General features: G+C 41.2%; 21 protein-coding genes and 1 riboswitch. Of the genes, 5 read left to right on the top strand and 16 right to left on the bottom strand.

The annotated features are described in order from the left end of the window. Positions 1-52: 52 nt before the first annotated feature. From JOD17_RS10575 to JOD17_RS10540, 8 genes are all read right to left on the bottom strand, one after another. A complete protein-coding gene (locus tag JOD17_RS10575) occupies positions 53-868 on the bottom strand; it encodes an alpha/beta fold hydrolase (protein WP_338028783.1) in 816 nt (271 codons plus the stop codon). 131 nt (positions 869-999) lie between these two features. Further along, the gene (locus JOD17_RS10570; RefSeq protein ID WP_193745361.1) at positions 1,000-1,176 is read right to left on the bottom strand and encodes a DUF6440 family protein; all 177 of its coding nucleotides are present in this window, start codon (positions 1,174-1,176) and stop codon (positions 1,000-1,002) included. Positions 1,177-1,227: 51 nt separating this feature from the next. Continuing rightward, positions 1,228-1,725 carry a small multi-drug export protein gene (locus JOD17_RS10565; protein ID WP_204697629.1) on the bottom strand — a complete coding sequence of 166 codons (498 nt, stop codon included), beginning with the start codon at positions 1,723-1,725 and terminating at the stop codon, positions 1,228-1,230. A 123-nt stretch (positions 1,726-1,848) separates the two neighbouring features. Further along, positions 1,849-2,574, bottom strand: a complete 726-nt coding sequence (locus JOD17_RS10560) for an ABC transporter permease (RefSeq protein WP_204697627.1) — start codon at positions 2,572-2,574, stop codon at positions 1,849-1,851. 17 nt (positions 2,575-2,591) lie between these two features. Next, on the bottom strand, positions 2,592-3,611 hold the full coding sequence (locus JOD17_RS10555) for a LytTR family transcriptional regulator DNA-binding domain-containing protein (RefSeq protein ID WP_204697625.1): 1,020 nt from the start codon (positions 3,609-3,611) through the stop codon (positions 2,592-2,594). Positions 3,612-4,075: 464 nt separating this feature from the next. After that, the gene (tatA, locus tag JOD17_RS10550) at positions 4,076-4,291 is read right to left on the bottom strand and encodes a twin-arginine translocase TatA/TatE family subunit (RefSeq protein ID WP_042419805.1); all 216 of its coding nucleotides are present in this window, start codon (positions 4,289-4,291) and stop codon (positions 4,076-4,078) included. Between the two features lie 24 nt (positions 4,292-4,315). After that, positions 4,316-6,043, bottom strand: coding sequence for a GMC family oxidoreductase (locus JOD17_RS10545; RefSeq protein ID WP_204697623.1), 1,728 nt, complete (start codon positions 6,041-6,043; stop codon positions 4,316-4,318). A gap of 18 nt (positions 6,044-6,061) precedes the next feature. Continuing rightward, on the bottom strand, positions 6,062-6,823 hold the full coding sequence (locus tag JOD17_RS10540; RefSeq protein WP_204697621.1) for a gluconate 2-dehydrogenase subunit 3 family protein: 762 nt from the start codon (positions 6,821-6,823) through the stop codon (positions 6,062-6,064). 881 nt (positions 6,824-7,704) lie between these two features. Here JOD17_RS10540 and JOD17_RS10535 point away from each other — a divergent pair. Both JOD17_RS10535 and JOD17_RS10530 read left to right on the top strand, forming a co-directional pair. Continuing rightward, the gene (locus JOD17_RS10535; protein ID WP_204697619.1) at positions 7,705-8,664 is read left to right on the top strand and encodes an arsenic resistance protein; all 960 of its coding nucleotides are present in this window, start codon (positions 7,705-7,707) and stop codon (positions 8,662-8,664) included. Positions 8,665-8,753: 89 nt separating this feature from the next. Continuing rightward, entirely contained in the window at positions 8,754-9,614 is an 861-nt protein-coding gene (locus JOD17_RS10530; RefSeq protein ID WP_204697617.1) for a hypothetical protein, read from the top strand. 62 nt (positions 9,615-9,676) lie between these two features. Here the strand turns inward: JOD17_RS10530 and JOD17_RS10525 are convergent, their stop codons facing one another. The 3 genes from JOD17_RS10525 to JOD17_RS10515 all read right to left on the bottom strand — a co-directional run bounded on the left by JOD17_RS10525 (position 9,677) and on the right by JOD17_RS10515 (position 12,013). Continuing rightward, positions 9,677-10,597 carry an ABC transporter substrate-binding protein gene (locus JOD17_RS10525; protein ID WP_204697614.1) on the bottom strand — a complete coding sequence of 307 codons (921 nt, stop codon included), beginning with the start codon at positions 10,595-10,597 and terminating at the stop codon, positions 9,677-9,679. A gap of 79 nt (positions 10,598-10,676) precedes the next feature. Further along, positions 10,677-10,779: riboswitch (TPP riboswitch) on the bottom strand. A 116-nt stretch (positions 10,780-10,895) separates the two neighbouring features. Then, the gene (locus tag JOD17_RS10520) at positions 10,896-11,069 is read right to left on the bottom strand and encodes a hypothetical protein (protein ID WP_204697612.1); all 174 of its coding nucleotides are present in this window, start codon (positions 11,067-11,069) and stop codon (positions 10,896-10,898) included. Positions 11,070-11,131: 62 nt separating this feature from the next. Then, on the bottom strand, positions 11,132-12,013 hold the full coding sequence (locus tag JOD17_RS10515) for a LysR family transcriptional regulator (RefSeq protein WP_204697610.1): 882 nt from the start codon (positions 12,011-12,013) through the stop codon (positions 11,132-11,134). Positions 12,014-12,139: 126 nt separating this feature from the next. On the opposite strand from JOD17_RS10515, the gene JOD17_RS10510 reads away from it, so the two are divergent. Beyond that, complete coding sequence (locus JOD17_RS10510; protein WP_204697608.1) at positions 12,140-13,321, top strand: M24 family metallopeptidase; 1,182 nt, start codon at positions 12,140-12,142, stop codon at positions 13,319-13,321. Positions 13,322-13,336: 15 nt separating this feature from the next. Continuing rightward, complete coding sequence (locus tag JOD17_RS10505; protein WP_204697606.1) at positions 13,337-14,908, top strand: glutathione ABC transporter substrate-binding protein; 1,572 nt, start codon at positions 13,337-13,339, stop codon at positions 14,906-14,908. Positions 14,909-15,041: 133 nt separating this feature from the next. Here the strand turns inward: JOD17_RS10505 and JOD17_RS10500 are convergent, their stop codons facing one another. The 5 genes from JOD17_RS10500 to JOD17_RS10480 form a co-directional block, all read right to left on the bottom strand. Further along, positions 15,042-16,160 (bottom strand): DUF418 domain-containing protein, encoded by a 1,119-nt coding sequence (locus JOD17_RS10500; protein WP_204697604.1) that lies wholly within the window; start codon positions 16,158-16,160, stop codon positions 15,042-15,044. Between the two features lie 76 nt (positions 16,161-16,236). Further along, positions 16,237-17,916 (bottom strand): gamma-glutamyltransferase family protein, encoded by a 1,680-nt coding sequence (locus JOD17_RS10495; protein ID WP_204697602.1) that lies wholly within the window; start codon positions 17,914-17,916, stop codon positions 16,237-16,239. A gap of 269 nt (positions 17,917-18,185) precedes the next feature. Further along, positions 18,186-18,461 (bottom strand): GNAT family N-acetyltransferase, encoded by a 276-nt coding sequence (locus tag JOD17_RS10490; protein ID WP_204697600.1) that lies wholly within the window; start codon positions 18,459-18,461, stop codon positions 18,186-18,188. Positions 18,462-18,486: 25 nt separating this feature from the next. Then, complete coding sequence (locus JOD17_RS10485) at positions 18,487-19,050, bottom strand: NADPH-dependent FMN reductase (RefSeq protein ID WP_204697598.1); 564 nt, start codon at positions 19,048-19,050, stop codon at positions 18,487-18,489. Positions 19,051-19,163: 113 nt separating this feature from the next. Beyond that, positions 19,164-19,763, bottom strand: coding sequence for an alpha/beta hydrolase (locus JOD17_RS10480; RefSeq protein WP_204697596.1), 600 nt, complete (start codon positions 19,761-19,763; stop codon positions 19,164-19,166). An 89-nt stretch (positions 19,764-19,852) separates the two neighbouring features. On the opposite strand from JOD17_RS10480, the gene JOD17_RS10475 reads away from it, so the two are divergent. Beyond that, positions 19,853-20,800: a ring-cleaving dioxygenase gene (locus JOD17_RS10475; RefSeq protein ID WP_204697594.1), complete on the top strand. Its 948-nt coding sequence runs from the start codon at positions 19,853-19,855 to the stop codon at positions 20,798-20,800. The last annotated feature ends 129 nt before the right edge of the window (positions 20,801-20,929 follow it).

Genomic DNA, 20,929 nt, shown 5'->3' with positions numbered 1-20,929 from the left:
CCAGAAGACAAACACACTAAATCACGCTTTTTGTAACACTGACCTTCGTACATTACTCTTCTGAGATTGAATCATCCTCAACTTTTGTAGTCCATTCGCGGCTTTTAAGGTGCATGATAATTGCTTCATTCACGTCAGTAGCATTATCTAAGTTCGTAGCATGATGTGCATCCTTAATCGTAATGAGCCTAGCGTTTGCTAATTGATGTGCTAAATCGGCTTGTTGCCGTTTAATCATATGATCATGATCTCCTTGTAAGATCAGAGTCGGACACTTTACTTCTGCTAATTGATCGCCACTTTCCATTCTTGAGATTGCTGCCCATAAGCGAACCCAATCGTTTAATGACATCGCTGACACAACACTTTGAATGTAAACTTTATTGTCTTTATTAAACGTGGATAATGTACGAGCTTGAATTCTAGCTAACAAACTCATCGGAATAAACCGGCTAGAAAAGCGATTGATGGGGACGAACAGTTTTTCATACCAATTGTATGTATTCGTATAAGGTGTTCCAATAAGAATTAAGGACTTTACACGTTCAGGATTATGAATGGCTGCTTGCAAAGAAATATGTCCACCCATTGATAATCCACAGAGATGAACTCGACCGATATCTAAATATTCAATAAGGTCAACAAGGTCTTTGACCAAATCTTCGGAATCTACTTTCCCAGCAGGCAAAGATGATTTGCCATGCCCTCGAACATCCCAGACGATCACCTTATACCATTGTGATAAATGCCCAACTTGTGGTCTCCATTGTTGATGATCCCATGACGCACCGTGTGTGAAAATAATCGGCTCCCCTTCTCCATATACCTCATAATAAAGCTGAACATCCTTCATGTTTGCATAAGGCACCACATTCCCTCAATTCGCACTACGACTTAAGATTATTGTAACACGCGTTTATTTGACGTATGACGAAAAAGCGTAAATCCTAAGCAGGATGTACGCTAAAGCTTTCCGTGTCGTCAACGTTACTTTGTGGTTTACGGTTTCTCAATAAACACTTCTCCGTTTTCATCAAGCAAAGGGGTGAGTCCGACCCCTTGTGGCTGCCACGTTTGCAGATAATGGACGCCCGTGACGTTGTCGACAATAACCATCGTTAGACCGTATTGATAATTTTGAACTTCCTTTTCTGTAAACCGTTTCGCTTTAGACATTGAAGAACCCTCCGTAATTGAATGAACTAAGAAAATATGAAACGCATAACGTTATGAAATCACCGTAATCCCTGAAATAAATAGCACGCCAATGATCACTGCCCAAAGTACAATTCCAATTGTCATCCAAAGACTAACGTACGCTCGGTTCGCTCCTGCTGCAAGTGCAATTCCAGCAGCAAGATGAAATGCGATTAGAATGCCGGCTAATGCCACACCTGGAACTCCGTATTTCTCAAAATAGTGTTTCGCACGAATCGCTCGTTTACTCGGTTCTTTTTCTTTTTTCTTCTTTTTACTTTTTATTTTTGAACGGAGTTTATCGATTCCCCAAATAAATGCCATAACAGAAACCCAGTTTCCAATGATCGCTACGATCATCACCGGGATCGTTGGAAAGCCTAACATCAGTCCAAATGGAATCGCCCCGTATGATTCAAAAAATGGAATGAGAGATAAAACAAAAATAAAGATCAATTGCAAAAGTACGTTTCCTTCAAGAAATGGCAACAGCGAGAAATACGTTTCTTGAATTTGTTCAAGTACCATTAAAAAAACTCCTTTCGTCGATGTCTGCCTTTAGTATCCTCGATTAAACGAGTATTAGCAGTACATTGTGCATGAAAGGAGGGAGATTCGGGTTAAACGGAGGCATATGAGCAACCATTTTCACTACATATTCTGTTGATCAGAGGCATTCCACTTCTTTTTGAGTAACAAATAGAACAAAACGGCCCATAAAATTGGTACAACCATATATAGGCTGGCTGTTGTCCAATCATCACGCAGAATATAGTCGAAGCCCCGAGCTACATGAAAGTTCGGAAACACTGTAATTAAGATCGTATTTAAATTCGAATTCACGACGCCTTCTAGCATAAAATAAACAATTATAATCGGCCACCCATACAGACTCACTTCAATTGTGTTCTTGGAGTACTCCGCAAGAAATGTACCTAAAAAAAGAAACATCATCAACAGCGGTAAGGAAAACAATAACCCACCGACTACATGTAAGACCTCATAACGGAAAACAATCATCGCAACAATTAATAGTCCCGTCGCAATCACGAGTGTAATCGTCGACTTCGCGACTAAGAGCTCAGTTCGGCTCACTTTATATAATTGCAACACCTTTAACGTCCGATGCTCCCGTTCCTCAACGAGGATGTTCCCTTGAATGTACATGACGACAAATGCTGATATAAACCCTAAAACAGAAGGAATTGCATTAAAGAAAACAATTTCGTATTGGTCTACATTAAAGCCGAATTGATTCAATATATACACCGTTGAAACCATAATGAGTGCACTAAACAGCACAATCATGATTTGGCCATTCCAAATTATATCTTCAAATTCTCGCTGAATTAATATCCGAATTCGTCTAAAATCCATGCGCTTCCCTCATCTTTTTACCAATTTAGTAACGCCTTTAACTCTCCGTACTTCGATTTCGATAACGGTACGACTTGTTCATTTCGATTATCGAGCGTGAGACTATAACTGTTCTTACTCCATACGATGACTTCCCTTACTCGTTGCAAATTTACTAAGTACGACCGGTGGCAACGATAAAAACCATACGGTAAAAGCTTAGTCTCTAGATCTTTCATTGTAACGGTTGAATAGAATTCTTCATTATTAACGTGTAAAACGGTCTGACGTTCTCTCGTTTCAATGTAATCAATTTCTAGAGGATCAAAGAGAATGTACTTGTCTTCAGTCTTCGCTGAAATCTTTTCAAATCGTTGTTGAAACAGTTCTTCATCGTTCGGGATCTCGTCTCTTACTTCTTCTTGTTCGATGATTTCCTCATCAAGTTCAACTTCTTGCATTCCCCGGTCATTCAATCTGTAGACTTTTGATCCTAAGCGAATGCCTTCTTCTAATGATGAGGTTAGTAAAATGACAACACCATGCATCTTCTTAATTTCTTCCAAAACATGGTTAAATACCTTTTTGGATTGCAAATCCAACTGGTATGTTGGCTCTTTAAATACGTAGATCCTCGTTTTTTGAATGAGGCTTCGAGCAAACTGTAGCCTTTTTTGTTCATAATACGTGAGTAGCTTAATTTTCTTCGTTCTTACGTGAGTGAGTTCGGTTAACGTTAAGATTTTTGAGGTATCAAAGTCAACGTTATACAATTGCCCCCAAAAGCGCACCATTTTCTCTGGTGTTAGACGAGGGTATTCTCCCATATCTGGAGAATAGATAAACAACTCATTCTGTCCAGCAACCGCGTTCCCGTCATACATAATTTCATTCGCAAGGTAGCTTTTATCCTGTTCGAAAAGGGACAAAAAAGCGTCCATATGTTCAATATCAGCTTGAATTGCTGCAACTTCACCATTCTGGACAGTCAAATCAATTGGAGGAAGCAGCTCTTTATTGCCGATTATTTTGCCTGAGCCTTTGAGTGTAAGTGCCATCCACATCGTTCTCCTTTAAACTTCTTAGTATGACAATCGCTCACGAAAACGTCTTATGTATTGCATAGAAAGAGGTATTTCCCGTCTAAACGGTGGCAGAATCCGTTCGAAAAAAGATCGGAGTCTTCCTTTAGTGTGGGGTATTTTAATCATTTCTATGATTTGTCGTTTTTATAGAGTTGGATTACTTCATTCTTTATGAATGCAATTAGATTTCTTATAGATTCACTAAAGAAACCATTAGGAATACTACATAAAAGCAAATAATCGTACAACTCGATTAACTACCAACACATGATACCACATCAAAGCTCGTATCTTTACTGACAAGCAACCATTCATAAAAACCAGCTAATAAAACAAAAAAAGACTGCACGGAGTAAAGCGAACACTTACGTTTCTACTCTACCCGCACAATCTTCCTGTAACGTTCATTTATTAAACGATTTTAACCAAACAAACGTTTAAGCTTTAGAATCAGTTTGCTCATCTGCAGCAATTTTTTGTGTCTCTTTAGGATCAACGTCATCATCCATGAGCTTGCTTGTCGACTTTTTGAATTCAGAAATGGTTTTCCCAAACGCGCCGCCAATCTCTGGCAATTTCTTGGGTCCAAAAATAAGCAATGCCAATAAAAGAATTAGAATAAGACTAGGAATTCCAATGTTAAGTGGACTCATTTCATTTCCCCTCCTTTAAATCAATTAATCTTCGTCTTCAACGAGGATACCAGGGTTTTCAAAGTACTCAAGCATTCCTTCAGCTGCTCGATACGCTAAAGCACCAACTGTCGGTGTTGGGTTGTTTCCACCGTTGTGTGTAAATGTAGAAGCACCAACTACGAAGAGGTTTTCACAATCCCATACTTGAGAGTAGTTGTTTACAACAGATGTTTCACTTGAAGCACCCATGATCGTTCCACCTGTGTTATGTGTCGTTTGATATGGAACGATGTTGTAATCGCCTGTTGCTTGGTTCGTTTGTGTAACGATATCTGCACCCATTTGCTTCATGATTTCTTCAGAACGCTCCGCTTGGTGTGCAGCAAGCTTACGATCTTGATCTGTAAAGTTATATGTCATACGAAGTAGTGGATCGCCATTCTCATCTGTATACGTTGGATCAAGGTCTAAATAGTTGTAGCGATACGGCATACTCGCTCCTTGACTTCCGATTGATAATGTACGGTAGAAATAGTGAGTCGATGCTTTCTTGAACTCACTTCCCCAAGACTTCGTGTCTGGTGGTACTGGGTTCGTTTCAATTGGACGAATTCCTGTTTGGTTGAGAGACAATACGCCACCGTGGATAAAGTCAAGATCACTATGGTCAAAGTTATCTCCATTATAATCTTCCACTCCACCACCGAGAGCTCCCGCACCAGCGTACAAGTTGAACTGCTTGTCTTCAAACATTCCTTGAGCACCAGACATGATTTGGTAGCAGTAGTGCTTTCCTACAACACCTTCTTCTGTTTCTGGATCATATGGCTGACCGATCCCTGATTGGAGCATAAGACGAGTGTTGTTTAACACGTACGTCGTAAGAATGACCATATCTGCTGGTTGATAATACTGTTGTCCATCATTACCATCAATATAATAAACGCCGACTGCTTTACCGTCTTCATGCGCAACTTCACGGACGTTCGCATGGGTTTTGATCTCGAAGTTGCCCGTATCAACCGCTGTAGGAATTACAGTAATTAATGGGTCTGACTTTGCTTGATAGTCACAACCGAAACGCTCACAGAATGAACAGAACTGACATTGGTAAATCGTTTTACCGTCAGGGTTCGTATAATTCTCTGAAAGGTTTGCAGATGGACGTTGATGTGGGTGTAACCCCAATTCAGCTGAAGCATCTTTGAATAGACGAATTGCTGGTGTTTCTTTCATTGGCGGCGTTGGATACTCTTCTGACATCCAAGGCGTCATTTCATTTTGCTCACCAGAGATTCCAGCTGTTTTTTCCCACTTTGTATAATAAGGCTCGAGCTCATCGTATGTAATGCCCCAGTCTTGTAACGTAATGCCTTCTTCAATTTTGTCTTCACCGTAACGATCAATCGTATGTGTACGGATTTCGAAGTCATAAGGGAAGAAACGAGGAGCTTGACCGTTCCAGTGGATTCCTGCTCCACCAAGGTCAGTACCAAGTACGAATGAACCTGTTTGACGCATTGGAAGTGCAGTCATATCTTTATCATTACGGAAACTAACGGTTTCCTTTGAAAGATCTTGCATTAAATCATGATCTAATGCATATTTCATTTCGTCTTTTTGCATGATGAAGTCTGCAGGAGTTCGATCCGCACCGCGTTCTAGTCCGAGTACTTCAATACCTGCTTTTGCAAGTTCAGCTGCAACAATCCCGCCTGCCCAACCGACACCGACGACAACGGCTTGCTTTTTCGGTAATTCAATTGCCATAAGTTATTCAATCCTTTTTTAGTTGTGATGTTCGTGTAAGCTAATTGGTTCCATATCGTGGAATTCTTCGTCTTCAATAATGTCCATATATGCCATTTGGCCACCTGGGTACTTCTTCATTCTCCAGCCGTCCATATTTTTGTTTCCACCGTATACTGGATCTGAGTACACACCACGAAGTGTTGCCACACGTAGTAAGCTAAAGAACTGTGATGAAGACATGCCGTTCATTTCAACGTCACCAGCTTCGAACTTCTCTAAGATTGCATCTTGTTGTTCTTCAGTAAGGTCGAAGTAGTTTTCACCATCATGACTCGCTTTTGCTTCTTTTTGAATAAGGCGTACACCTTGTAAGAATGCATCACGACGTAGTAACGCCGACTGCGTTCCCTGAGTATCTTCACCTTCTTCAAACGGACCGTCCATATACTCACGTGCGTTAAATCCCCATGATCCTGCGAGTTGACGATCAATAAAGTAAGGTACAGAAAGTGCAATTGCCCCTGGTCCTACTTCGTCTTCTGGGAAGATTCGCTCGACTGCTGCGCTTAATACACGAAAATCTTCTTGGCGCTTAAAGAACATACGCGCTTCCATGTAATCATTGCTGCCATTCCCGTGGTTATGGTCTCCATTGCTCGTTGATGTTGACGTATCTGAAGAGCTGTTGAATAGCATCCCGCCAATCAAACCACCACCAATTAATCCACCGACTGCAAAGCTACCGTTCTTAATAAACTCTCTTCGGGTAAGACCTGAAGGTTTTTTCTCATCTGCCATAGCCGTTGACTCCTTTTTGTTTTCATAACAAATTGACCGGTCACGATCGACCCGCCTCGTTAATCTCTGTTGTTAAGCCCCCTGCTTACAACATGCTTAGCCCCGTAACTCCCCCTATTCATAGACATTCACAAGTGTACAATCCTATGTACTAATGGTGTATCTTGCACCTTGCATCCAGAAATTGTTAATAGTATCTATTTAGAATCTGAATACATCCTATGCATGCAATCACTTCGACTCCCGAAACATCGAACAACTGTTAATCTTATATGTGTATACCTAAGGAAGAAACTAAACATATGTAAATCATGAACTTATATGGAAAGGTCCACCTCCGATTTCCATATTATATATTAACATATAAAACCTAACAATTGCAGTGTCTTATTAAAAACAGTTATAACCGATTCTTATAATAATTCGCTTCACGATTACGTTACTTTTGATCTCTAGTAACTGACTTATCCAAGGATATAAAAAATCCCCCATACAGAAAATGTATGGAGGAGCTAAAAATGGTTACCAACCGTTAATAATTGTATCATGTATATTCATTATTACGTAGGGGTTTTTATACATCCAAAAGACTGATTATCTTCTAACTACAACTACAGTTTTTTTATTTCTGTATATTTATGACTTTTTCTTCAGTCTCTCTTTTGGCATTTGCATATTTCGTGAATCGAAATTCATAGGAAAAGGAAATTTCTGTGTCCTATGAACCCCTACTAGATTCCCCGAAACTAAAACGTGGTTTTTTATCGAATTTCATGTAAAATTATCTATTTTACTATTATGACACCTATTTATTTGTAGTTACGACTCATGACAGCTTGTTATAGTAAATGTAGAACTCATTTTTAAGGCGGGTCTTCGTTATGAATGTTATTGAAAAATACCAATCACTTCTCATCATACTTGCAATCGGTCTTGGACTACTGCTCGGTCAAATTGCGATGGTCGAACGTCATGCAGAACTGTTCATCTTGCCTCTTTTGATTGCCATGCTTTATGGGCTGTTCTTATCCCTTCCAATTAAAGGATTTCTGAGTGCTTTTCAACACCGAAAGTTTTTAGGATCAAGTGTGTTTCTTAATTTCGTATGGACACCTATTCTTGCCTGGTCGTTAGGTGCGTTATTTTTAGCAGATCATCCTGCTCTTTGGCTAGGGTTTATTTTGTTACTCGTCACACCATGTACAGACTGGTATCTCATTTTCACATCGATTGCAAAAGGTAACGTGCAGTTGTCTACATCTGTGTTACCCATTAACCTCCTACTGCAAGTCATCTTATTGCCACTTTATTTAGTGATCTTTGCTGGCACGATGGAAATGGTACACCTACCGACATTATTTGAAAGTGTATTTTTCGTCCTGTTTCTTCCATTCATTCTAGCTATATTTACGCGGTTCATCTTTCGTAACAAAACCAATCTCTTACAATCAAAAATCCTACCTTTCTTTAGCACTGCTCAACTCGTCTTTCTATGCTTGGCGATTGTAGCAATGTTCGCTTCACAAGGCACCTATTTAATGAACAACTTGGAAGTACTATGGTTATTGCTTCTTCCGCTGTTGCTGTTCTTTCTGATTAACTTTTTTATTTCCTTACTTACTGGGAAGATCCTTCGTTTTCGCTACGAGGACACCGCAAGTTTAAACTTGACGATCATTGCAAGAAACTCTCCAGTGGCACTTGCGATTGTGTTAGCCGCATTTCCAGAGCAGCCCCTCATTGCTCTTGCACTGATTATTGGTCCACTCATTGAACTGCCCGTACTCGCAATCATTTCTCAAGCATTATTAAAACGAAGGAAGAACCACTTAGGTCTTTAAGATCTATAATTACCAAAATATAGATTGTTCTTCGCAATTTCCGGGTACATATACAAAGTAATAGATAAAGAGAAAAGGGAGCGGTCAGCTTGAAGAAAATGTATCCACTAGTTGGAATGACGAGTGCTGCGATGATTCTCGCGGCATGTGCGACAGACGAAGGAACTAACGACGAGCAACTAGACGATCCGATTACTGAGAGCGATGAAGAAGTCGCAGACGCAGATGAACCAGAAGACAGTTCGGATCATCACCAAACAGCAGAAGAAATTATCAAAGCCGCAATTGCTGCAGAAGAAGAGCGTCAAAGTTTTTCCATGCACTCAGTTATGACGATGGGGATTGACGCAAGTGTCGATGAAGACATTCCCGAAGAAGAAGACGGTGAAGCTGAAGAACGGGAATTCATTGAGTACTCCTACAGTCATGAAGACGGAACCGTTAGCACTCGAAATGAAACAATTGTCGACGGAGAACCGACTGAATATACAGCTGGAGACAGTGAACATACGTTGTTCTACACAGAAGGTGATGACGTCGCTTACCGCGTTGAACAATTTGAGATTGAAGAGGACCCTGCAGACGTAAATCCAATGGCAAATCAATTTGAGCAATTTCTTGAAGAATATGAAGTAGAACTAGTCGGTGAAGAAGAAGTGAATGGTTTCATGAGTTATCACATTACATTTAGCGATGACGTCGAAGTTCGCCATTATTGGATTGAACAGGAGACGTACGAAATTGTGAAGATGGATAATGAACATGAAGACAATCCGTTCCGCATCGGATTAGACGTATTGGAATTTGAAGAGAGCATTGACTATGATGAAGCTTTCTTCAAACTTGAAGATGTACTACCAGAAGACGTTGAAATTGAAGACCGAGATCAAGATGAGCACCTAGAACAAGAACTTGAAGATTCACTAGATGATCTAGACGAAGATCAATAACATTACAAAGTTAAAATCAAATGAGCACAACCCTGTGGGTTGTGCTGATTTTTTGCCATCAACTAACGGTTTGTAACTGAATGTACAGTATGAATCAGCTCATTTGTCCAATAGTTGGTAGGCTCAATCACTTGACCAATCTTTCCTGACTTCTTCAACCACGTTTGCAAATCATCATAATACGCTTCTGTCATCGAAAAGTCGTACGTAAAACACGGAAGGGTTGCGTTCATAATTGACTGGTTAAGTGGATCGCTTTCATCAGCTTGTGTGAATGCATAATAAATGGTTTTCGCTTCATCTGAGTTCTCATAAAGATAATCAATTGACTTTCTAATTACTTTCATAAATGACGCGAGCACATGTTTTTGTCGTTCGAACACCTCTGGGGATGTAATAAAGATAAGCTGGCAAAAGTCAGGAACTCCAAAGTCCTTTAAAGCAAAATAATCTACATCCAGTCCTCGATGCTTCGCTTCTGCCACTTCAAAGTTTCTAAAAACTAAGGTTGCAGCATCAGCCTTATCTTCTGCTAATGCATCCGTATGGTAAAAGCCGTTATTCACGGGCTTAAACTGTTCCAACTCACACGATCCGCCGTCGTGTTCAACCATCGTTTTAACAATCGCAAGCCCACCTAACCCTGGTGCACCTGGGTATTGAATTCTCTTTCCAATCAGCTCGACTGGGCGATTAATCCCTTTTGCTTTGTTATACATCACACCGCCATTGGTATGTAGAAATCGTGCAAAACCTACCACCGGTTCGCCAGCTGCACGGTCTTCGACAAGATGTAATGGTTCTGTAATTGCAATATCCATCTTACCTGCTTTAATTTCATCAATCGCATCGAAATGATCTTCTGGTTCAATCATCGTCACCTCAATGCCTTCGTTCGCAAACCATCCTTTTTCCATTCCAATCATTAACGGAATGTGATCTGGGTTCATGAACCATTCAAGCCCTACTGAAATCTTTTGCATTTTTCATTACTCCCTTATTAAATAATAAAAAAATCCACTTCTTGTCGTAAGAAAGAAGTGGGTTTACGTAAACGGGTTATGTAAAAACAACTCACTTCCCTACGCTGGGATCAACCAGATCAGGTTCTAAGGGTCAAAGCTTTGCTTTTCTCAGCCTACAGTTGGCTCCCCTAGTGAAAGATATGAACTTTTCTAACTTTATTAAAACACAACCGTTTGCCGTGTACAAACTGATTGCATAAAAAAGAAAGGCACACTAGTGCCTTTCTTACACCGTATACGATTCAAGATTACCAATCTATTGATCGGTTCGTGAAGATGACTTTGATGCTTTTTTGTTCTTTTGATCTTTCTCTTCACGGTACACTTCATCTACCGGAACAGGGTCTTCAAACTCGCTATCTTCAACATCGCTTTCTTTAGGACGATTTTTCTGGAATTGAATAGGATCGTTTTGTTTACGATTTTTCATTCAAATCACCTCTTAATACTTGTTTTCCACGAAACGACAGTTACGAAACATGCCCAAGTTAATTAAACTTTGAATGTTTTTAGCAACTCAACAACTCCGTGAACGAGAGGTGTTTGCGTATGTTTATGCCATGTTAGGACGGTTTCTTTATAGTGGGTAACGTCAATTTCTTTATACACAACGTTATGATGTTGGATATGTGATGTTGATTCGGGTACAAACGAAATGCCGAACTCCGCGGCGACAAGAGAAACCATCGTTTGCTGTTCAGTTGAGTATTGTGCAATATTCATCACCGTATTCGATTTGACATATAAAGATCGCACCGCTTCAAAGTACCCTTCCCCCGCTTCTCTTGGACTAATGATTAAAGGCTCATTAGATACATCTTCCATAGCGATTGGTCCAGTCGACGAGGCTAGTGGATGACTTTTAGGTAAGCAGACGATAAACTTCTCTTCATAAAACGGATGGGTAGATAGCTCTTTTTCACCTACAGGCGGTACAAGTAACGCTAAATCAATGTCTCCCGTTAATAACGCTTGTATTTGCTGCTTTGTCGTTAATTGTGACACGTGAATCTCGAGCTTCGGGTATTGCTTTTTTATTAACGTTAAGACCCGTGGCAAAATTTGAAAAACAACCGAACCTCCAAAACCAATCGCTATTTTCCCTCGTTCGCCTCGGTCAATTTCTTGTAAAATTGCAGTCTCCTTCTCAAGACGAGCAAGCATCTGTACGGAGAGCTCATACAAATACTCACCCGCTTCCGTTAAGGCAACAGAACGATTCGTTCGTTCCAATAATTGGACATTTAAGTTCTGTTCAAGCTCTTTGATTTGCGCACTTAATGGCGGTTGTGAAATGTTCAAACGTTGTGCAGCATTACCAAAGTGCAGCTCTTCAGCGACAGCAATAAAGTAACGCAAATGACGCAGTTCCATCTTTAATCCTTCTTTCCATACGTAATACGTATCAACCTCATAGTAAAGAGTATCATTATTTTGTACAAGGTTTGTTAGGATAGATTAAACACTGAATTGCTAAAATTTTTAATCAGAGGAGATCACATGGTTTTACAAATACCAAAGACAGAGATCTTGGCACGTCAACAATCCTTCAAAGAAAAATTCAGAAAAGAAGGAATAGATGGTGCCATTGTATACGCATCGATTGATATATTTTATTTAACAGCGTTTCATTTCAGGCCATCAGAACGACCAATTGCACTCATTTTTGATCCTCAAGGAGAGAGTCACCTCTTCGTACCACTTATGGAGAAGGGACATGCCGAAGCTTATGCGCATGTTGACCATCTTCACGATTATCCTGAGTATCCAGGAATCCAGCATCCAATGAATATTTTAAAAGACTATTTAACCTCGATTGGCATGGCTAACATTCATGTTGGAATCGATGGAGACGGGTATTCCTCTCCAAAAGGTTATCGGGGACCGAAGCTAAGTGATATTCTCGTTAATCAGTATACGTCGATCTACGGACTCATTGAATCGATGAGAATGGTAAAGTCTGAAAACGAACTGGCACTTATTAAAACGTCTGTACGTTGGGCCAACTATGCACATGAGCTTCTCGTTAACTATTCAAAGGTAGGTCGTTCAGAGATTGAGATTGAAACGAAGGCAACATCTGAAGCAACCATCGCCATGGTTGAGACACTCGGCCCAGATTACATCCCTAACGGATCACCTGCTCATGCCTTTTACCGAGGACAGATTGGACCACACTCTGCATTTCCACACTCACAAACGCAAAACTTACGACTTGAAACAGGATATAATGTCGTTTCTCAAGCAGCTGCTCACGTGTACGGCTATATTAGCGAACTAGAGCGAACGATGTTTATCGAAGAAGTAAGTAAAGAACAAGAGAAGTATTTTCATCACATAAAGACCGCCCAAGACATTGCATTTGAACATATTAAGCCTGGTGCAAAAGCTTCTTCTGTGGATGCTGCTGTGCAAGCTTATTTCAAAGAAGAAGGCGTACATCATTTAACGCTTCATCATACGGGTCATGCACTTGGACTTGTTCATACGCACGAAGCTCCGTTCTTCGACTTAGGAGACGATACGACGCTTGAAGCTGGAATGGTTTTTTCCGTTGAACCGGGTCTATTCGTAGAAGGACTTGGTGGGTTTCGTCATTCCGATACGATTGTCGTGACCAAAGACGGAATGGAACAACTAACCTATTACCCACGAGATCTTGAATCATTAATCATTACATAAAGGGGACAAAACAACATGAAAAAGCAGATGATCTTTTTACCTATCTTTTCTGCAATTGCACTTGCAGCATGCTCATCTGATCCAGGGGACAGCACAAATGCGACCGATCCTTCAACAACTAGCGATTCGTCAGACGAGACGATCACGATGGCAATCACGGCAGATATTCCTGACTTAAACCCACAAGGGGCGAGTGAGCGAATGTCTGGTTCAATTAAGTTCCATGTTTTTGAAACACTTGTCGCACCTGATGAGAATATGGAGTTACAACCTTTACTCGCTGAAAGTTATGAACAATTAGATGATTTGACGTGGGAGTTCAAACTCAAAGAAGGTATTTCGTTCCATGACGATGAGCCATTCAACGCTGAAGCGGTTAAAACCAATTTCGACCGAGTTCTCGATCCTGAAATTGCCTCTCCGATGTTCGCTCAATTCAATGTAATTGACGAAGTCGAAGTCATCGATGATTATACGGTGCACTTTATTACTGAGGAACCTTTTCAATCACTACCGAACAACTTATCACACTTTGGCGGAGCCATCATTAGCCCGAAAGCAATAGAAGACGCTGAAAACGGAGACCACAACTTAGACCTTGATCCTGTCGGTACCGGCCCATTTGTATTCGACTCTTGGACTCAAGGAGAAAGCATTAACTTTGAGAAGAATGAAGACTATTGGGGAGATGCTGTAGATTTTGATGCGTTAACGTATTTAATCGTTCCTGAACAATCGACACGTATTGCAATGCTCGACACAGGTGAAGTAGACATTATTGACGACATCGAGCCTGTTAACACTGGACAAATTGACGCGATGGACGGTGCTAATCTAGTAGCTGTTGAAAGCATGCGTTCCAACTATATTGGCTTTAACTTGGATGTTGAGCCGTTGGATGACGAACGAGTACGCCAAGCATTCGCCCATGCGATTGACCGTGATACACTCGTCACCGGCTTCTATGGTGAGTATGGCTCAAAAGCAACCGGCCCAATTAGCGATTATATCTTCGGTTATAATCCTGATTCTGACTTTCCTGAATACGACATTGAACGAGCCAGAGAACTTCTTGCCGAAGCAGGGCTTGAAGATGGATTTACAACGTCGATCTGGTTAGAAGAAAGTGATTCGGTGGCAGTTCAAGTCGCCCAGCATGTTCAAGATCAAGTGGCTGAAATCGGCATTAATCTTGAAATTCAACAACTAGAATGGACGACGCTTATTACCGAGACGACAGAAGGTAACCACGATCTCTTCTTACTCGGATGGTCGAACAACTTAGGGGATCCTAATGACGCCATTTACCGCCAGTTCCACTCTGATAACATCGGTGCAGCGGGTAACCGTATGTGGTACAGCAATGATGAAGTGGATGAATTGTTAATTGATGCACGTAAAGAAAGTGACGACGCTGTACGTGAAAGCATGTACCAAGAAGTACAAGCGATCCTCGCTGAAGAAGTTCCACGAATCGATTACGTTCACCCGTACTATATTCTAGGTGTAGGTGACCACATCGAAGGATTTGAACAATTCGTAAGCGAGCACCATTCCTTTAGAAACGCCTCCATCATCGAAAACTAACTGGGGACAGTCCCCCATCGCTTTAGAGAGTGAAAGTGAATAGACCAAAAAGGCACTTCTGCGAGTTATGCAGAAGTGCCTTTTTCATGAACTACCACTCACGATAGAAAGTCACGGTTAATTTTTCATTACATCACTTTTTCTTCTTAATCGAAACAAATGACCAGTACGTACCCATTCTCCACAACCACTCAAATGGTCCGTAGCGAAACGGTTTGAGCCACAAGTAACTAAATAGCATCTGGCTAATGAATAGAAGGATACCAATACTAAGCGCAAAAATGTAACTCGGTTCTGTCCAGATTCCTACGTCTTCAAAAAACGTTCTTCCGCTTCCCCGGAATAAGCAAACGAACACGAGCGATTGCAAGAGATAGTTCGTAAACGCCATCTTCCCAATTGAATTGAAAGGAATAAGTGCTTTCGACATTGCTGTCTCACTCGTCCCCCACAAAACAATGAACAAGATCATACCAATCGTCACAACGAATGGGAAAAATCCATTTAACACTTGAATTGATTCATTATAATAAAGCACCGTCTTTCCAGCTAAACCGATCGCTAGACTGAGGAAAGTGAGTACCCACATTTGTTTTCTACGATTTGAGATAGCGGTGAATATTCCCTTATAAAAGGCAAACATCCCAAAAAGGAAGTAACCTAAATGCTCGACCATCGAAGCAAACTCTATAATGAGATATTCCGTCCCTTTAAACGGTTCTTCAGAACTAACAAGAACGCTTTTCAAACCTTCTTCAAGGGAAAGCTCACCAGAGAAGAAGTAGCTAATGACTTCAACTCCAACTGTATACCCTAACCAGAGGATTAACGCAGCGAACAACAAGCCTCTTGCAGGCAACGTTGTAAATAACAGCAGAACAAATCCTGCCATTGCATACATTAATAAAATGTCCCCTGCCCAAATTGCATAACCGTGTACAGCACCGACAATCGCTAACAAGAAAAACCTTCTTAACAAAATAGGATAGGGATTCATACCCTTTTCTTTTAATCGGTTATAGATGAGCATTACACTCATCCCGAACATAAATGCAAATAATGGCCTTGCGCTATCCGTCAAAATGATGGATAGAACATCATTTAATCCTTCATTAAGTGCCGATGGATGTTCCTTGTTGATCTCAGCAAGACCAGGTATATTGGCTAAAAAAATGGCGAGTAATGCAACTCCACGCATTTGGTCTAATATCGCAATTCTTTGATGTTTATTGATATCATTACTCTTTGTCATAGAAACCTCTTCAGTCATTAAGCTTGGAAAGAGTCAAGCAAACGATCGATGTACTCGAAAACAAAACTACTTATACCTACTCTGTCGTCTCCTTACGCCAAGCACCTTCACGTCTATGGTCGGTTGCTCCTTCTAATTCACCAGTTTCTCGGTCGATGGCTAATGCTTGGATCGATCCAAAATATAGCGGTGTCGGAGGTTCACGAACATCTTGATAACCTTTTTGAAGAAGTGCTTCACGTTGGTTGGAGTCAACGTCTCCTTCCATAATTAGCTCATCTTCAGTCAAATGAAAACGTTCCGTTTCTACTGCTTGTTCTAGATCGGCTTCTCCACCAACCCAATCAGCAATCACTTGCGTAAGCATAATAGGAATTCGCTCTCCCCCGGGGCTACCGATCCCCATCACCGGACCTTTTTCATCAGCTAAAATAAGCGGAGAAGACCACGTAATGGAACGCTTCCCTGGTTCCGGTTCATTATTCCCCTCACTACCTATGCTAAACCTCGACATCTGATTGTTAAGAAAGAAGCCCTGGGTATAGTCTCCTGAGCCAAAAAAATCAGTCAATGTATTTGTCATTGATACGACGGTGCCTTCATCATCTATCACGGTAATATGAGTCGTATTCGGGTCTGAGTCATGAGCAACCAGCTCATCTCCAGACAACAAACGGTCAGAAGAGATCTTTTCTGCCAATGCTTTGTTTTGTTCTGCGTTTGTAAGGTGATCAATTGGAACATCAACGAAAGAAGGATCATCAAATTCTGTTTGAATCGTGTGGTGTGCAATTCTCCAAGACATCGCAATGTCATGAATAAAATCTGTGCTATTGCGACTCTCATTGAGAGTCCCTCGTTCTTCAATGATTTGCAACATTTGGATGACGCTTGCGCCAGGAAGAGGTAATGGAGCACCAATCACGTCATATCCAGCAAACTCTCCAGTGACCGGTTGATGACGTCCAACACGATAGTCTGAAAGTGAGTTCATGTTTAAGCCTTCGATTTCAGATACAAGACCTTCAGCAATTTCTGCCTCGTAAAACGATTCTCCCCCACGATCGCGGATGAGACGTAACGTATCCGCTAGTTCTGATTGTTCGATGTCGTCTCCCGCAGAAAGGGGGGTGCCACCAGGGTAAAAGTGCTCTAATCGTTCAACTGGCAATCGACCTTGAGCGGACTGAAGTTGCTCAGCGAACGTTTCTGAAACTGTCGCATGTTCAGCTAATTCAATGGCTGGATTAAGCACCTCTTGCCAATCTGATCTTCCATAGTCATCGTGCATCGTCATCATGCCAGCAACAAAACCTGGGACACCACTATTGGATGAGGGAATGCCGTCTTCTGGTACCACTTCACGATAATCGTAGGCTTCAGCGTCTTCTCCTTGCTCTTGCACGAGCGTCACTCCGCCACCACCAATTCCAGAAGCAAAGGGCTCAACGACCGAAATCGCATACGCTGCGGCGATGGCAGCATCTACTGCATTCCCGCCACTTTCAAGCACCTTCATTCCAGCTTCTACAGCATCTGGGTGACCAGCACTCACACCATGTGAAGTTAGGCGTTCAGCCTCATCTACAGAACGCTCAGTAGCACCTTCATCTTCTGCATTTGGCTTCTTAGAAAGTTCGATTTCGTTCTCCTCCTCTCCACTTGATGCACAACCGCCAAGTAAAAACACCACCATTGACGCTTGAATAAAGAGAACGTGGTAGTTGACCTTGATTCTCTTCATTTTTAGTTGCAATCCATCCACCTCATCATCGCTACAGATTCTATCAACATCGAATTGCTTAGACTTTGTCATTTAACTTGCTGTCATTTTACAAGTCGTGATCAACATGTCAATAGAATAACTTTTAAAGAATACGAATGATCTACTTTTAAAAGTTTAAAAATCAACGTCTCTAGTCTAATACGTCTACCTTTTACTTCTAGTGATAAAAAGGGGCTATAAGCGTTATCCTCATATAAAAAAATTAAGCCATAGCGATTTGCTATGGCTTAGTCCTCATATTATTTCTCTACTTGGATGTCTTGATACGATGGATTGCGCTCGAACTCCGCTTTCGCAAATGGACATAAAGGAAGAATGACCTTCCCCTCGCTTCTCATTCTTTCAACAACCGAATGCACCAACTCTTCAGCGATCCCTTTTCCTCGATGTGCTTCCTTTACGATCGTGTGATCAATGATGATTTTCTTAGAACCGATTGGCTTAAACGTGATTTTACCCATTTCTTCTCCGTGCTGATCTTGATATACATGTTGTTTCTCATCCTTACTAATCATATTATCCTTCACCTCACATGTACGTTTATTTAAAATGCAACATCCATTCCTCAAAGGCACCGAGGAACTTTTCGACACGTTTAATTGTGGCTTCATCCGCAATTTCAGACTGATCTTCACTTAGTTTATTATGAACAGAGCCGACCATAATTTTTGGACCTGGCATAATATAGGCGTCTAGCGTGAGTAACGTTTGACGCGTTTGCCCTTGGGATTGCACTGTTCCTGCCCCTCCTGGACTTGCACCTGCTAACGCAAATGGTTTGTGTTTTAGGACTGTGCCTTTGGCAGGGCGTGATGCCCAATCTAAAGCGTTTTTCAGAACAGCTGGACTGCCAGAATTGTACTCTGGTGAAACGACAATTACACCATCCGCTTCATCAATCGCTTCTTTCAACTGTTGTACACTTTCTGGATCCCCTTCTGCTTCAACATCTTGATTAAAAAAAGGAATCGTATCAATTTCGATCTCTTTCATTTGCCAATGGTTCGGTTTCTTTTCAATCATGACTTCCATTAACTTCCGATTGTATGATTGCTTTCGTAGACTTCCACAAATCATTGCAATCTTAAGATTTCTATCCGCCATAACAACCTCCTAAATGATTATAAGTTACGCTTCTACTAGATTGGTTAAATCATAGCACAGTTCGCCCACAACTCGTATAAGCTGCACAATTGCCGCGTCCAGTGCTACGAGCATTACGCTTTCACCTCAGTGTTCCACCAACTTGTCGCCTGTTTTATCTCTTCATCTGTTAATTCGTGCCCGTAATCAGTCAGTTTCACCGTCACTTGCGCACCGTTATCACTTAATTGCTTCTTCACAGCCATTACATCCCCTGGCGTTGTGATCACATCCCTTGCTCCAGATGTAATGAATACAGGAATATTATCGAGTGACTTCGCTTCAACATGTGAAAATAAGTGACTCGGATGAAGTATAATCGCAGAATCAAACAAGCCGCGATGTGAGAGCAATAAATTAATCGCTAGATTTGCTCCATTAGAATATCCAACGAGGTGAATGGGTCGACCCGTTCCTACTTGTTCTTTAATAAAGGAAGCGATTCTGTCTGTATTCTCTTGGATCTCTGCATAATCAAACCGTCCGTCTACCGGTCTGTTAAAGTACCGAAAGCCTTTGTTATTGTTCGATACATCACCGCGAATTCCTAACACAGAAAGGGAATCATCGATTTCACCAATGACATGTAGTAAGTCTGTTTCTCTTCCTCCGCTACCGTGTAAAACGATGAAGACATCTTGACTCGTTTGGCTATGATGATAGAACGATTTCATTGTTGTATCCCTCTCTTTCATAATATTGACTTACTATCAGTTTAACTGTAAACTGATAGTAAGTCAATGTAGACGAAGGAGGAAGCTTCATGAGATTAAAAGGGTTGCACCACATCTCTTCACTGTCCGCCAATGCTGAGAAGAATCTCGCGTTTTACAGAAACATCCTCGGTATGAATCTTGTTAAAAAAACAGTAAATCAAGAAAACACATCGAACTATCACCTGTTTTATGCTGATCAACAAGGATCACCAGGTACAGAGCTCACATTCTTTGAAATTCCTAACCTTGCTGCAAAACGAGACGGCACGAACCGTGTGTCTTCCATTTCATTACTCGTACCTTCTATAGAATCACTCACATTTTGGAAAGACCGCTTTACACGATTTCAAGTGAATCATGAAAACATTCAAGAGATAAATGGCATACCGTCACTGCCATTCGAAGATCCTGAAGGTCACCGGATGGTTCTTACTCCAGATGTTCACGCAACATTAGACGTTACTAATCAGACCGATGACATTCCACAGGAACAAGCTATTCTAGGTTTAGGACCTGTAACGTTAGTCGTTCAATATTTAGAAGCGACAAGTCAAGTATTAACGAATGTTTTAGGTTTAACACAAGTCCGCTCTTATGAAAAAAACAACACGTCTGTCCATGTCTTTGAAATGAGCGACTCCGGGTTAAATGGCCAAGTACATGTGGAACAACAAAAAGACACTGCGAAATCTCGAGAAGGACGGGGAAGTGTTCACCATATCGCTTTTCGGGTAGAAACTGAAGAAGAATTAAAACAGTGGGTAGAGCGACTCGAAAATGAAGGATTTCAAACGTCTGGATTCGTCGACCGCTACTACTTTAGATCGCTGTATTTCAGAGAACCGAACGGGATCCTCTATGAACTAGCAACGGATGGTCCAGGGTTTGATATTGATGAAGACTTAGCGTCTTTAGGAAAGAAGCTCTCTCTTCCTTCATTTTTAGAGCCGGACAGAAAAGAAATCGAAGCTAAATTAAAGCCGCTTAGAACGTAATAAAAAAGGAAGCGAAGTAACGATACTTCGCTTCCTCAGATTGTCGAGAAAGCCTTGGTTCTGTGAACCAAGGCTTTCTCTTATGGTCTTTGAATTGGTTCCAATGACGATTTTTTTGGTGAAAAGTAT

It is taken from the genome of Geomicrobium sediminis, from assembly GCF_016908595.1.
In the GTDB taxonomy this organism is placed as follows: domain Bacteria; phylum Bacillota; class Bacilli; order Bacillales; family Marinococcaceae; genus Geomicrobium_A; species Geomicrobium_A sediminis.
The sequence above is the reverse complement of the archived record's forward strand: the minus strand, read 5'-3'. Positions and strand labels throughout refer to the sequence as shown.